Annotated in this window: 11 protein-coding genes and 3 rRNA genes; 9 read left to right on the plus strand and 5 right to left on the minus strand. The window is 42.6% G+C overall.

Going from position 1 to position 14,459, the window contains the following annotated elements:
- Nucleotides 1-39 precede the first annotated feature (39 nt).
- On the minus strand, nt 40-876 hold the full coding sequence (locus KL866_RS09005) for a glycosyltransferase (RefSeq protein WP_025257101.1): 837 nt from the start codon (nt 874-876) through the stop codon (nt 40-42).
- Nucleotides 877-1,168: 292 nt separating this feature from the next.
- Nucleotides 1,169-2,806 (minus strand): M28 family metallopeptidase, encoded by a 1,638-nt coding sequence (locus KL866_RS09010; RefSeq protein ID WP_025257102.1) that lies wholly within the window; start codon nt 2,804-2,806, stop codon nt 1,169-1,171.
- 188 nt (nt 2,807-2,994) lie between these two features.
- Between KL866_RS09010 and KL866_RS09015 the strand changes: the two genes are divergently transcribed.
- The 9 genes from KL866_RS09015 (at nt 2,995) to KL866_RS09055 (ending at nt 13,665) form a co-directional block, all read left to right on the plus strand.
- A complete protein-coding gene (locus KL866_RS09015; protein ID WP_025257103.1) occupies nt 2,995-3,330 on the plus strand; it encodes a DUF1820 family protein in 336 nt (111 codons plus the stop codon).
- Between the two features lie 39 nt (nt 3,331-3,369).
- Entirely contained in the window at nt 3,370-5,121 is a 1,752-nt protein-coding gene (locus tag KL866_RS09020) for a DUF885 family protein (protein ID WP_025257104.1), read from the plus strand.
- Nucleotides 5,122-5,123: 2 nt separating this feature from the next.
- Nucleotides 5,124-5,636 carry a hypothetical protein gene (locus tag KL866_RS09025; protein ID WP_025257105.1) on the plus strand — a complete coding sequence of 171 codons (513 nt, stop codon included), beginning with the start codon at nt 5,124-5,126 and terminating at the stop codon, nt 5,634-5,636.
- Between the two features lie 250 nt (nt 5,637-5,886).
- Entirely contained in the window at nt 5,887-6,639 is a 753-nt protein-coding gene (locus KL866_RS09030) for a recombinase RecA (protein WP_025257106.1), read from the plus strand.
- 2 nt (nt 6,640-6,641) lie between these two features.
- Complete coding sequence (locus KL866_RS09035; protein ID WP_029661551.1) at nt 6,642-8,126, plus strand: DNA polymerase Y family protein; 1,485 nt, start codon at nt 6,642-6,644, stop codon at nt 8,124-8,126.
- Between the two features lie 42 nt (nt 8,127-8,168).
- Entirely contained in the window at nt 8,169-11,258 is a 3,090-nt protein-coding gene (locus KL866_RS09040; RefSeq protein WP_025257108.1) for an error-prone DNA polymerase, read from the plus strand.
- A gap of 138 nt (nt 11,259-11,396) precedes the next feature.
- Complete coding sequence (locus KL866_RS09045; protein WP_214994707.1) at nt 11,397-12,188, plus strand: hypothetical protein; 792 nt, start codon at nt 11,397-11,399, stop codon at nt 12,186-12,188.
- Entirely contained in the window at nt 12,169-12,999 is an 831-nt protein-coding gene (locus KL866_RS09050) for a hypothetical protein (RefSeq protein WP_025257110.1), read from the plus strand. Before KL866_RS09045 ends, KL866_RS09050 begins: the two co-directional genes overlap by 20 nt.
- 135 nt (nt 13,000-13,134) lie before the next feature.
- Nucleotides 13,135-13,665, plus strand: coding sequence for an acyloxyacyl hydrolase (locus KL866_RS09055; RefSeq protein ID WP_025257111.1), 531 nt, complete (start codon nt 13,135-13,137; stop codon nt 13,663-13,665).
- 157 nt (nt 13,666-13,822) lie between these two features.
- Here KL866_RS09055 and rrf (KL866_RS09060) read toward each other — a convergent pair.
- The 3 genes from rrf (KL866_RS09060) to KL866_RS09070 form a co-directional block, all read right to left on the minus strand.
- A 5S ribosomal RNA gene (rrf, locus tag KL866_RS09060) occupies nt 13,823-13,938 on the minus strand.
- 141 nt (nt 13,939-14,079) lie between these two features.
- Nucleotides 14,080-14,195: ribosomal RNA gene (gene rrf, locus KL866_RS09065) — 5S ribosomal RNA — on the minus strand.
- A 138-nt stretch (nt 14,196-14,333) separates the two neighbouring features.
- A 23S ribosomal RNA gene (locus tag KL866_RS09070) occupies nt 14,334-14,459 on the minus strand; the annotation flags it as partial.

The raw sequence follows: 14,459 nt of genomic DNA on the forward strand, positions 1-14,459 counted from the left end.
TACTTCAATTAGCGAAGTTACTGTTTTTTAATGCAGTAATTATGAAAGTAACTTTCTTTTAGTTAGCCTAAAATTAACTTTCCAGTTTGTTTTTAATTTGTGTTTAAAAGCATTTACTGTATTTAACTTAGGGTCTTCCACGTTTAAATAAAATTTTTCAAGCGCCTCTGGATGTAAATTAAACGGTTCGATGGCGCTTTTTTCTACGTTGCCATAGCCCTTATATTCATTTACCTTGTTTTCGATATGAATGACTGACATCCACATTCTTTTTCCTCTTACAGGCGTTACTTCTTTTATACTACTCCAATAACCATGTCTTTCCTGAACCCATATGGTTTTAAAGTTTTCGCTTTTTTCAATTAAGCTCATAAAGGGGTTATGAACATGAGAATACTTGCCAAATCTTACCCGTGGTGCCACTTGCAGTGTGTGGCCGTCAACAAAGTCAATGACCATAAACTTTTGTTCTGAAAACTGATTGTGTACTTCTTTTACGAAGTCTTGATGAAGACTATCGTCGTTATCTAAACGCGTAGTTATAAGGTAAGGTGCTGTCAGCTTGGACTTTATTTCTCTGGTGATAGATGGATAAAAGTCTTCCATACCGTCAGCATAAATAGGTACAAAATTAGTAAATGTCTTTGATAACTCACTAATTTTTTCTCGAAAAATTTGTGGCGTGTTTGTATCGAAAAATACCAACCACTCAAAGTTCTTTTCAGTTTGAGCTTTTATAGATGAATAACAATACTGTTCAAACAGTTTTAATCTATTTTCCATCCAACTGTCTGTTAAAACTCTAGACTGAGACTTGGTCTCGTCCCACCCTTTTTTTCTAAGATTAAAACGAGTCAATATAAAGTGCTGAAACATAATGATGCCAATAAAAAATTGAGAAGATATTTTTTACAATTTGATTTTCTAATCGTAAAAATTCCATGTAATACGCTTATGGAGTATCAATAGTTATTAGGTACAGGCGAACTAAAACTCTCCATGACTCATAACACGCTAACAATTTGAAGCTTAAGCTAATTTTGACGTTTACAGTCTTACGGTAATAGAAAATGGAAGTTTCATTTAGTTCAATAATAGTGATTGTCAAAGCACTTATACAAAAAAAGCAGCACAAAAATGCTGCTTTTTAACGTCGAAAATGTATGGACTACTTACTAAACGTATTACCGAAGAAGTCCCCCTCGTTCCACTTAGGCTTATCTTTTTGGTTTGCTAACGTCCAGCCGATTTGTGCGTTGACCTTAGTAAAGGTCTCTGCAGCATTCCAGTTGAAAGGCTGATTAATATCATCGCTAGGCTTGTGATAGTGCGTAGATAAGAACTGGCCAAATACCTTGCTGCCATCTACGTTAGGATCTTTTGATTTAAGTCCCGGTACCATAAACACTGAAGGTACACCTTGTTTTACAAACGCATAGTGATCTGAGCGAGTAAAAAGTGCCTGCTCTGGCCATGGGTCGGGGCTTAGCTCAATATCGGCGTTAGCAGCAGCTTTTTCCACTGATTCTTGTAAATCACTGTGGTTAGCCCCAAAGGCTATAACGTCAGCAAACTCGTAGGTCAGAATTGGCATATCTAGGTTTACGTTCGCCACCATTGATGTAACTGGTACGGTCGGGTTACGGGCAAAATAGTCTGCACCTAACAGGCCTTTCTCTTCACCGGTTACCGACACGAACAGAATTGAGCGCTTTGGCTTTTCTTTCATTTCGCTAAACAGGCGTGCAGTTTCTAACATCACTGACGTGCCAGACGCGTTGTCCATGGCACCATTATTAATGTTGTCTTTCTTCACTGTTTTGGCAAAACCGATGTGATCAGAGTGGGCAGAGAAAACCACGTACTCATTTTTAAGTTCAGGGTCTGAACCTTCAAGCACACCTACAACATTTGGGCTTGTAATGGTGTCGTGTACGCTCTTCTTACTGATATCTACTACACCGTTTAGCGCAAAACCTTGCGGTACTTTGTCTGCTTCAAGCTGAGCATAAACGTCATCAAGGCTCTTTTCTGCGCCTTCAAATAACTTACGCGCAGCCCCTTCACTCATGTAAGCGCCGCCTTTAAGCTGAGAAAAGCTATTCGCAGGCTCGCCGCTATCGTCTAACCAGGCCATACGCGGCGTATGAATGTAGTTCAAACGGCTTTGATAAGGGCGTACCTTTTCATTTTTAGGCGTTGTAATGGTGATCATGCCAATAGCGCCATTGTCTACCGCATACTTTTGCTTTTGATAGCCAGACGCAAAGTGAGCGCCCTCTTCTGATGGAAAGTCGCTTGGCTTACCCGCTAGCGCTACAACAACTTTACCTTTTACATCTAAGTCTTTGTAATCGTTGTGAGATAGCTCGTCAGCCACAATGCCGTAGCCCACAAAGACCATTTCACCTTTTACATTAGCCTCAGTGCTGAGCAAACTCGGGCTAGCTAAATACTCTTTTGGATAATCAAAATCTATGGTCTCGCCGTTTTGGGTGAAGGTAAACTTGGGAGACTCTTGAACCAGATTGGCTTTGCGAAACGATACGTTTTGTACGTAACCATCTGTACCTGCTGGCTTCAAACCATATTTGGCAAATTCGGTAGCAATATAAAGCGCCGCAATTTCATGACCGCGAGAGCCAGTATCACGACCTTCAAGTAAATCGTCTGCTAAGAAAAACAGATGTGATTTAATTCGCTGTGTATCAGGGTTAAAAGCATTGTCTGTCGATGTGTGGTCGTGAGCAGTAGCAGCAAAGGTCATTGCTGTCATTGCACTACCTATTAGTAGTTTTTTTATCATTGTAATTTCACCGTATAACTAAGTGTGCGTCATGGTAACGCAGTTAATAGGCGAAATACCAACAAACTACGTACGTTTACCATGTGTTTCCTACCGTTGCTCGCATTTTAAGAGCAAGGTAAAATTGTCAGCCAAACGCCGGATCAGATTCCGGGAGTATTTATATTTTTTAGTGAAGAGCAGCATCCATGTCGAAAGACGATATTCTTTACCGCGTTCAATTTATCAGTAATGGTGAACGCTATGAGTTATATGTGAAAACCCTTATACAAGGTGCTTTATTTGGCTTTATTGAGATAGGCGACTTTGTGTGGGATACCCATACGAGCGTTGTTGTCGATCCTAGTCATGAAAGATTAAAAGCTGAATTTTCTGAAGTAACAAAAACTTATGTTCCTATGCACAACGTTTTACGCATTGACGCTGTAAACAAAAAAGGAACAGCCAAAATTACTAATTTAGAAAATAAATCTGATAAAGTAACGGCTTTCCCTAGTCCAATATATACACCAACGAAAGAGTAGCCACCGGCGTCAATCCGGTGAAGGTTACCGGAGACCCTTATGTATCGCTATCTGTTAGCAGCATTACTATTTATTTGCAGCGTTAGTTCGTCTGCAAATAGCCTTGACGATGAAAGCTTGTATCAACTACTTGATGACATTTGGCAGTACGAGCTTTCGGTTTCGCCGCTTTTAGCCTCTCGCGAGGGCGATAGCTCTCTAGCTCATGTGCTACCCGATATTTCGCCCGAAGCACTTAAAGCACAAAATGAACAATGGCGCGCTTTTCAAAAAGCCTTAAGTCAGTATAAAAAAGAGAATATCTCTACTGACGCTTATATTGCTTTGCTAATGCAGCAATACCGTTTAGCCAACTATGTGGATGAATATACGTATCGCGCACACTTAGTGCCTATCAATTCAGAATATGGCTTTCATGGTGCCATGGCCTCGCTTCCTAACTTATCTACGTTTAAGCGCGTAGAAGACTATCAAGCCTACATTAGCCGCTTAACCGCGCTTAAGCCTTATTTTGACCAGCAAATTACTTACATGAAGCAGGCACTAAAAGAAGGCTACACGCAGCCTAAAGTAGTGCTGAAAGGGTTTGAAGACTCAGTTGCGTCCTACATTGTTGAAAATGCAGTCGACAGTGGCTTTTATTCTCCGTTTAACCGCTTTCCTGAGTACTTCACTGCCGAGCAAAAGACAATGCTTGCAGAGCAAGGCAAAGCAGCAATAAACAACAGCGTACTGCCTGCATATCAAATGTTCTATGACTTCATGGTAGATAAATATATTCCTAATGCCCGTGAAGATATCGCCGCAAACAACTGGCCTGACGGTGTGGCGTATTACGCCAATAGAGCCAAGCATTACACCACTACGGATATGACCCCTCAGGAAATCCATGATTTAGGTCTGTCTGAAGTAAAACGCATCCGCGCGCAAATGCAGCAAATTGTTGATGAACTTGGCTTTGATGGCGACATTAACGACTTCATTAGTTTTTTACGCGAAGACCCGCAATTCTATGCCACCAGCGCTGAAGACTTGCTAAAAGAAGCGTCGTTTATTGCCAAGAAAATGGATGCGAAATTACCTTCTCTTTTCGAGTATTTGCCAAGAACGCCCTACGGCGTAGCGCCTGTACCAGATGCTATTGCGCCCAAATATACGACGGGCCGTTACATCCACCCTAGCCGCGATGACCAGCCAGGATATTACTGGGTAAACACGTATGCCCTTGATAAGCGCCCTTTGTATGCGCTACCTGCTTTGACATTACATGAAGCAGTGCCCGGTCATCACCTTCAAATTTCATTAGCAGCAGAGCTTGAAGACTTACCTATGGTACGTCGCAATACTTACATTTCTGCGTTTGGTGAAGGCTGGGGTCTGTACTCTGAGTTTTTAGGTATTGAAGCGGGTATTTATGAAACGCCGTACGACAACTTCGGGCGCTTGAGCTATGAAATGTGGCGAGCATGTCGTTTGGTTGTTGATACCGGTATGCATACGATGGGCTGGAGTCGTCAACAAGCGGTGGACTATATGATGGAAAACACCGCGCTTTCAGAACACAACGTCAATACGGAAATAGACCGCTATATCTCTTGGCCAGCGCAGGCCTTGTCTTACAAGATTGGGGAAATCAAAATCAAAGGCCTTCGCAAGAAAGCAGAACAAGCGTTAGGTGAACGTTTTGACGTGCGTAAATTCCACCGCGCCGTATTAGAAAACGGCTCAGTTCCACTTTTCATATTGGAACAAAACATCAACACGTTTATAAAAGAACAAAAGGTAAAATAAACATGATCGTTGCATTTGGTGTTATAGGATTACTTATCCTGCTGTTAATTTACTTTGTGCTGCGAGCGCAGAATTTGCAAAAAGAGCTGGCGCTGTTGCGCCACTCGAATAAGCAAACCAGCAATAAGGTTACGTATGCTTATCGCAACCTTGTGCTTGTTACAGATGCGTTGGAAAAGAACCTTACCGCGCGTATTGAAAGTGCCTATAAAAGCCGTCTTATCGACCAAACTCAATACAATGCGCTGCACCCGCTTATGCGCAACTTTTCAACCATTATTATGGCTTGTTGTGAAAAAGGTATGTCCCTTGAAGAGTCTTTGAATAAGGCGTTGCAGAATGAAGATGTCACTCTTGAGGAAATTCGAGAAGTAGTGAAGGCTCTGCCTAGCAATGTTCGCATGGTGTGGGCAAAGAATACCGCAGATGGCTTTATTGCTTTTTGCCAAACCGTTACAGCAACAGTAAGCGGTACTACAGCAAAGACTCAAAAAGAACCGTCGCCACAAGAGTAAGCCTTTACTCTTCTCCTTTTGTTAGCGCTGATAATGTGCTAATTACGCGCTAGGGTCGCCCGCCTTACTATGTTGTTAGGGTCGGCGGCCCTAAACCTGTATCCCTACTCTTTTAAAAGTTTAATACTTTTACCTTTTCAAACTAATCAGTAAGTTAGCGCTTAAAACAACAAGACAAAAACCTTTTGTCTTGAAAAGGGTTATTGCTGCACTATAATACTGTATATAAATACAGTTTATTTTGAGTGCCATGAAAAAGTCGTTATCCGTGCTTAACAAGCATCCCCATATTTGGCGGGCTAGAGATCAAAAGCAAAGCGAAACTAAATTTTCGCTGGGCTTTGCGTGTCTGGATAAAGCACTTAACGGTGGCGTAGCATCTACGGGTCTTGTACGTATTTCCTCACTAACCGGCGTGGGTGAGCTTTCACTCTTTAAACAGGTTATTTGCCAGTATCGTACACATAAACTGGTAGTATTTATTAATCCTCCCGGGTTACTACAGTCACCATGGTTAGAAAATCTGGGGCTTAAAGCGCAACAAGTGCTGGTAGTAAAAACAAGTGCAGAACAAGAGTCATTGTGGGCAGCAGAGCAGTGCTTAAAAAGTACGGCTTGCCATTGTGTGGTGCTGTGGAGTAATGCAATAAATCAAAAAGAAGCACGGCGCCTACAGGTAGCGGCCACGCATAATGATGCGCTGTGCTTGCTGTATACTCCCCCACAACAACAGGCCCCATCATTAAATTATTCAAAAACAAGCTTACAGGGTGGTTTACAAACCAGCACACCAAGCCAAAACGACAGCTCATTGCCCATTACTTTAGATATTGCGCTACTTGGCACCCCCCATGCCTTGTCGGTGAATATACGCAAACAACGTCATGGGTGGCCAAAAGATAACATTGTTATTTCTCATCGGTGGACCCCTGATAATCATGCCATTAAATGGGCCATGGCACATAACACGCTTTCCGATCAGGCTTTACACTCTGTGAACTAATAATGCTGTGGGCCTATATTTACTGTTATCAACTTACTTTAGACAGCCACATACAAGCGGCTACAAGTAAACGTGCGCACAGGCAAGGGGCTAGAAACGAAGCTAACGGAAGTTCTTCGTCATTAGCGTTGAATACCCCCATTGCTGTGTATTGCAGTAAAACAAATAAAATTACGCAGTGTAATGATATTGCGAAAAAAGAAGGCATTGAAATTGGTCACGGACTCGCCCAAGCAGCGGCGCTTTGCCCCTACGTGCATATTCTGCCTTTCAGTGAAGAAGCCGAAAAGCATATGCTGACGCAGTTAGCCCACCGACTTTATCCATTAGCTTCTGACATTGTATTAGACAACCACATTCACTCCAATAGCGTAAGCGGTTTGGCAGTGAGGCTAGATAACCTAATCCATTACTATGGCGGGCATAAGCCACTGTGGAAAACCCTAACTCAAGCACTCGCAGAGGCAGATATTCATTATCATTTTGGTAGCGCATGGACGGTTGAAGCCGCAAAAGTATTAGCCCAACACAAATACAATACCTATTTGCATACGCCAGATGACATAAAGAAAGCACTAAGTGCGTGTCCGCTTGCTATTACTGCTTTGTCATCTAAAGCCATTGACTCATTAGCAAGGGTGGGCGTTACTCGTGTACAACAGCTGCTGGCCATGCCGGTACAAGAGCTGGGGCGGCGCTTCGACAATAACACCATTATGTATCTTACTGCGCTTAGAGGAGAAACTTTTCCCCGCGTTACGCTATTTAGGCCCTTAGAGCACTTTGATAACTTTACTTTATTGCCTTTTGATATTGAAAACACGCAACACCTAACGCCTTTTGTCACTCAGCAATTTGAGCATTTGTCTCACTATTTACGGGCCAGGAATTTATATACATCGAGCATTAGCGTGCATATTCATTTCAGAGAAGCCCCTGTAATGGATATTAATATTCATTCTGCACTACCTCAGTCTTCGGTGAAGAGCTGGCTACCGCTGTTTAGCCTTAAAACTGAGGGCTTGGAGTTACCTGAGCCTGCCACAGCCATTGCACTTACCTGCCAACAGTTTGAAGAAATAGATTCGCAGAATGGCGACTTTTTTAGCGATAGGTTTAATGACGTTGCTCAGAAACAATTGATTGGCCGCTTAAACGCCAAGCTAGGCGATAACAGTACGTTTCAACCTCGCGCTGCTGACAGCCATCAGTTTGAATATATGACGGTGACAGAGCCGAGCGCCGGTGACTGCACCGGTAATTACGCTTATAGCACTGACATTACGCCCACCTTTACCTTTGATACACCTAAGCCGCTTATTCAGGCGACCCAAATTTGCTTTGGCCCCGTGCGGTTACACAGCGAGTGGTGGCATGACAGCCCAATAAAGCGAGATTATTTCATTGCCCAGACCGAGCAATCTGTAAGGCTTTTAGTATTTAAAGACGAAGAGAGCCGCTGGTGGGTGCATGGACTTTTTTGTTAGCCGTATGCGGTTAAAGAAAAGAAAAAGGGTAAAAGCGATATCATGAAATACAGCGAACTCTTTTGCCAAAGCAACTATAGCTTTCTTTGCGGAGCCTCCTCTCCTGCAGAGCTTGTGACTACAGCGTCTTTCCTTGGCTACGACGCGCTTGCCATTACTGACGAATGCTCAGTAGCGGGAGTGGTACGAGCTTTTGATGAAATAACCCATCAAGGCCTACCTATTAAGCTTATTATTGGCAGTTACTTTGTATTTGATGACACCTTATCTTTTGTACTGCTGTGCCCGAACAAAGCGGCCTACAGCGAACTATGCCGAATTATAACTAACGCCAGGCGTCGCTCTGAAAAAGGAGAATATCAACTGGCCGAGTGGGACTTGCGCACCATTCGTCACTGCAAATTCATTTGGCTACCAAGCCAAAAAGAGACCCACGACAAACATTGGGCTGAGTGGCTGCAAAAGCATCCCAGCATCGATGCCTACATTGGTGCTCAGCGTCTATTAGACGGACGGGATCATCAGAGGTTTGCGCACTACAACCATTTACAGACTGCCTACCCCTTTCCGGTTATTGCTTGTACGGGTGCACTCATGCATCACGCTGACAGGCTGCCGCTTCAACATGTATTGCATGCTACTAACACACATACCAGTGTAGATAAAATAGGTCGGGAAGCGTTGAGTAACGCAGAACGTAGTCTGCGCACCATACAAAAAATAAAGAAGCTTTACCCTGAGAAGTGGATAGCCAATACCATTGCCTTAGCCCAAGTATTCACGTTTTCTTTAGAAGAGCTGCGCTATCACTATCCTTCGGAACTTGTGCCAGAGGGCTATACGCCTACCTCATATTTGCGGGAGCGCGTAGAAGCCGGTATTAAATTACGCTTTCCAGAAGGTATAACCACTGAAATCCGCCAAATTATAGAAAAAGAACTGACGCTTATTGCCGAGCAGGAGTACGAGTATTTCTTTTTAACCATTTATGACATTGTTCAATTTGCCAAGCGGCAGCGCATTTTGTACCAAGGGCGGGGATCGGCAGCAAACTCTGTAGTGTGCTATTGCCTAGAGATAACCGCCGTAGATCCTAGGCAAATAAGTGTACTGTTCGAGCGTTTCATATCCAAAGAACGTAACGAACCGCCCGATATTGATGTGGATTTCGAGCATCAGCGCCGTGAAGAGATAATCCAATACATTTATCAAAAATACGGCAGAGAAAGGACCGCTATCGCGGCTACCGTTATTTGCTACCGCTTTAAATCAGCATTTAAAGATGTGGGTAAAGCGCTAGGCTTTAGCGAGTCACAACTTGATTTTGTGGTTAAACAAATCAATCGCCGCGACAGCGTTATTCCGTGGAAATCTCAGCTAGCTGGGCTTGGTCTAAATTCTGAAGAGCCTAGAGTACAGCAGTTAATTACCCTTACCGAAGCCTTATTGGGTACGCCCCGACATTTATCGCAGCATGTAGGCGGTTTTGTTATTAGCGCAGGTCCGCTTTACGACCTTGTCCCTGTCGAGAACGCCGCGATGGAAGACCGCACCATTATTCAGTGGGACAAGGACGACATTGAAACTCTAGGCCTTTTAAAAGTGGATGTACTGGCCCTTGGCATGTTAAGCGCCATACGCCGTGCATTTTCTCTTATCAACAAGCAGTATTCTATTGAAACCAGTATTCCATTTATCACTAAGCTTGGGGATGACAAACAGGTTTTCGATATGATTTGTCGGGCAGATACCGTAGGCGTTTTTCAAATAGAATCAAGAGCTCAGATGTCTATGCTACCAAGGCTCAAACCTCGTCGCTATTACGATTTGGTCGTACAAATAGCCATTGTACGGCCAGGCCCGATTCAGGGTGATATGGTTCACCCTTATTTGATACGCCGCCACGGCAACGAAACTATTAGCTACCCATCTAAAGATGTGGAAAAAGTGCTCTCTCGCACTATGGGTGTGCCTATCTTTCAAGAGCAAGTGATTCAGCTTGCTATGGTTGCCGCTGGCTTCAGTGGCGGAGAAGCCGACCAGTTGCGACGCGCTATGGCTAGCTGGAAAAAAGACGGCAGAATTTTTGAGTTCAGAGATAAACTCATTAAGGGTATGACGGATAAAGGCTATGAGAGTACGTTCGCTCATAATTTATTTGAACAAATCAAAGGCTTTGCAGGGTACGGCTTTCCCGAGTCTCACTCAGCGTCTTTTGCGGTATTAGCTTATGTGTCTTGCTGGTTGAAGTTTTACTTCCCCGTCGAATTTTACGTTGCGCTGTTAAATAGCTGGCCCATGGGGTTTTATTCTCCTTCTCAGTTAGTTCAAGATGCTAAGCGTCATCATATACGGGTAGAAGCACCCTGCGTTAACCAGTCAAGCGCAGAACACACTTTGGTTGTAAAGGGCCAAGAAAAGTACATACAGCTTGGTCTTAAGCTTATTAAAGGTTTAAGTGAAGTGTCGTCCCAGCTTATTGAGGAAAACCGTTCAGATAAAGGCTACACCAATGTTGAACAGTTACAGCAACTATCGCTAAAAAGTAATGAACTAGAGGCACTTGCTAGCGCCGATGCCCTTCGTACTATTTCAGGCAACCGGTACGAAACTCGCTGGCGAATTATGGATACACAAACGCGTTTACCGCTATTTGATACCGATGATTTTTATGCAGATAAGAGTGCCACACCGCTGGGTGCTGTACCGACCGAAGCAGAAAACTTACTTGAAGACTATGCATCAACCGGCTTATCGGTATATAACCATCCTATTTCACTGCTTAAGCAGCGACATGAGCTTAAAGACATAAGCTGGTCAAATTCACTTAAAGACAAAAAAAACAAGTCTGTTATTAAAGTACTTGGAGCAGTAACTGGTCGACAAGCCCCAGGCACTGCCGCAGGCGTTACCTTTCTGACTTTAGAAGATGATATAGGCAATATGAATGTTGTGGTATGGCAAGCTACGGCGCGAGCTCAGCAACAAACTTTTTTGAAAGCTAAGCTTCTTCAGGTTAACGGTATTATTGAACGTTCAAAAGAGGGGGTTATTCACATTATTGCGGGTAAGCTTATCGACCGTACATCTTGGCTCGAAAAGCTGGCACTAAGCTCAAGAGATTTCCACTGAACCTTTTACACAGGCATAGCAATAGATTATGGTGTGTGAAACGGTTATTTTTTGATTAATAATTTTCTTCTTTGTGAAGTAACATATAAATAATTCCGCTATACCAGTAGAGAACAGTTGTCATTTTCGGAGTATAAAATGATGCGATGGATGGCGCTTTGTATTATCTCCTTATCTAGTTTTAATAGCTACGCAGATAAATATATAGTTGGCGCACAAAATTTAACGTACTTCCCTCACTACGACTTTTCTTCGCCAGTAGATAAAGGCATAGCCTGGTCAGTTCTAGAAGCCTTTTCTGAAGCTTCTGGGCACGAATTTATTTATTTGAGTTTGCCTATAAGACGGCTTCAACTCGAGTTGGTTAAAGGTAATGTTGATTTTGTATACCCTGATAACAGAGGCTGGTATAACAGCATCACCACTTCAAGTGACAAGTATTTTTCGCTCCCCTTAACCAGTGCAGTAACAGGAACTATCGTTAAACGAGAAAATGCTGGAGAAGGCATTGATAAGATAAAGAATCTAGCCATGCCACTAGGGTTTACACCAGTAAACTGGCAACAAAGAATAGACAGTAAACTTACAAAAATTACTTGGGTTACGAATACACAACAAGGCTTAGCCCTTCTATATCAAGACCGCGTCGACGGGTTAGATTTGGAATACTTCGTCAGTCAAAGCTCGGCACCGCTAGCGTATGAGAAAGGCGCGTTTACTTTAGATTTAACGCTCCCTCATAAAGAAATCCCTTTTTCTTTGTCTACCCTTTATCATAAAGACATTATTAGTGAACTGAATGATTTCATATCCTCAAACTCCGAATTAATTGATAGTATAAAAGCGAAATACGGAATAACCCCTTTTGAGCAATTGTCTCAGCAGCTTCTTAACGAACAAGGATTGGAAATTGAAGAGGTTTGGAAATAATGTTTGTCGCTTTGTACGTGTCGTTACTTTATTGCTGACGCTCACCGTTTCAAGCCCATTTGTTTATGCCGAAACTTATATCGTAGGTGCACAAGACATAGAGTATTATCCGTATTACAACTTTTCATCAGAGCACGATAAAGGATTAGGTAGAGCTATCCTTGATGCTTTTTCCAAGAAAACTGGACATGATTTCATTTACTTAAGCATGCCAGTTAGACGCCTTCAAATAGAATTAACGAAAGGCAATGTGGATTTCGTCTTTCCTGACAATCCTAAATGGTATAACCAAATAACGCATAAGCTCGGTAAAGTTTATTCTGAGTCACTAACCGACACATTTGCAGTAACTCTCGTTAGAAAAGAAAACCAAGGCACAGAGCTTAGCCACATTTCAAAACTTGCAACGCCCGAAGGGTTCTCGCCTGCTAAATGGAAGCAACCGATTAAAAACGGGTCGGTTGAAGTAATTGGTGTAAGCAGTATTTATGAGGGCCTTAGGCTTTTACAAGATAATAAAGTAGAAGCTTTCGATGTGGAATATTATGCCGCATTGCACTTTATACAAAGAATCCAACAATCAGATGCATTTGTTGCCGACTTAACACTACCCAATAATGTTGTTTCCTTTTCCTTATCTACTTTAAATCACCCAGACATTATTGATGAATTAAATATTTTTCTACTAACTGAGTCTGACGAAATAAAAAATATTAAGGAAAGATATGGTATTGAGGATACAACGCAACTAAAGAAGCAATTAATGATAGAGCAAGGTATTAATAAAAACGCACTATGGGACCCCTTGTAAAAACTCAATAATGTCAGTAATGTAGACTTCCTAAAAACCAACATCCTTTCTATCTAAACTCCTATCCAACTGAAATTATTGCATTTTTAAGTTGGATGACTTTTTGCTTGTTGATTATTAGATCAAGGAGCAACTATGAAACAGTTATTACTACTTTTATTTTCTTTTTTCATCATTTTTACCGCCAATAGCGCGCAGGCAAGGCAAACTGTCAGTGTCGACTATATGCACGGCTTTGATGATATTGACGGTATGCGCTTCGCATACAGACCGCTTGAACAAACATTAGCGACAGATTGGTTTGGCGACATAAAGCTTTACTGGGAAGTGAGTGCGGTTGTTTGGGAGTATGGAGAGAACGATACACACAGTACTAGTTATGGCGCATCACTGACTCCTGTTTTTATGAAACAGGTGTCCACACTATATGACAAGTATCCTGTATATATAGAAGCAGGTATTGGCGCAAGCTACATAGGCGATCAAAAAGTGGCTGGTAAAGATATTGGATCTAACTACCAATTCGAAGACAGATTAGGCGTGTTTGTAGAGATCGATAAGAAGCAACATGTTGCTCTACGTTATATGCACTTTTCAAACGGTGGCTTTAACAACGACAATCCAGGCCTAGACTTCCTAAACCTATCCTACGCTTACCATTTCTAATGAAATGGGGTCAGAGTACATTTCTACCCTGTAAACAACGAAGCTAAGGCGCTTTGTTGCGCTGTTTAGGGCATTCGTTCAAAAAAGTACACTGACCCCATTTTTTGTTTCGTCCAAACGCAAAAACCCGCCTAACGGCGGGTTTCTTTTTAGTGGGACCTGGCAGTGTCCTACTCTCACATGGGGAAACCCCACACTACCATCGGCGCTAATACGTTTCACTTCTGAGTTCGAAATGGTTTCAGGTGGTACCGTATCGCTATGGCTGCCAGGAAAAACTGGTTTGCAGTAGCGTTTACTGCGTAAAGCTGATGGCTATCAACTTCACTAAATTTTGTGAGCTCGCATGAATAAGATGCTATAGCTTCTATATAAAGCAAAAAACCCGCCGTTAGGCGGGTTTTTCTTAATGGGACCTGGCAGTGTCCTACTCTCACATGGGGAAACCCCACACTACCATCGGCGCTAATACGTTTCACTTCTGAGTTCGGAATGGAGTCAGGTGGTACCGTATCGCTATGGCTGCCAGGAAAAAACTAGTAACAATTTGGGAAAGTTTGATATTAATTCAATCAGTGAGTAACTGCTTTTTACTCTTACTTGCTGCTCATTTTTCAGAGCTTAGCTTGTCTACAACACTTAGAAGTCCAAAGCTTCTTGGGCGTTGTATGGTTAAGCCTCTCGGGCAATTAGTACAGGTTAGCTTAACGCCTTACAACGCTTCCACACCCTGCCTATCAACGTCATCGTCTATAACAACCCTTCCAGAACTTAAAGTTCAGGGATGACTCATC

It is taken from the genome of Alteromonas sp. ALT199 (assembly GCF_018619335.1).
Lineage (GTDB): Bacteria > Pseudomonadota > Gammaproteobacteria > Enterobacterales > Alteromonadaceae > Alteromonas.

Excerpts from the sequence above, each read along its gene's own strand:
- KL866_RS09035 (WP_029661551.1), top strand. The coding sequence starts at position 6,642 with ATGCTGTGGGCCTATATTTACTGTTATCAACTTACTTTAGACAGCCAC.
- KL866_RS09055 (WP_025257111.1), top strand. The coding sequence starts at position 13,135 with ATGAAACAGTTATTACTACTTTTATTTTCTTTTTTCATCATTTTTACC.
- KL866_RS09040 (WP_025257108.1), top strand. The coding sequence starts at position 8,169 with ATGAAATACAGCGAACTCTTTTGCCAAAGCAACTATAGCTTTCTTTGC.
- KL866_RS09010 (WP_025257102.1), bottom strand. The coding sequence starts at position 2,806 with ATGATAAAAAAACTACTAATAGGTAGTGCAATGACAGCAATGACCTTT.
- KL866_RS09045 (WP_214994707.1), top strand. The coding sequence starts at position 11,397 with ATGATGCGATGGATGGCGCTTTGTATTATCTCCTTATCTAGTTTTAAT.
- KL866_RS09025 (WP_025257105.1), top strand. The coding sequence starts at position 5,124 with ATGATCGTTGCATTTGGTGTTATAGGATTACTTATCCTGCTGTTAATT.
- KL866_RS09030 (WP_025257106.1), top strand. The coding sequence starts at position 5,887 with ATGAAAAAGTCGTTATCCGTGCTTAACAAGCATCCCCATATTTGGCGG.
- KL866_RS09015 (WP_025257103.1), top strand. The coding sequence starts at position 2,995 with ATGTCGAAAGACGATATTCTTTACCGCGTTCAATTTATCAGTAATGGT.
- KL866_RS09005 (WP_025257101.1), bottom strand. The coding sequence starts at position 876 with ATGTTTCAGCACTTTATATTGACTCGTTTTAATCTTAGAAAAAAAGGG.
- KL866_RS09020 (WP_025257104.1), top strand. The coding sequence starts at position 3,370 with ATGTATCGCTATCTGTTAGCAGCATTACTATTTATTTGCAGCGTTAGT.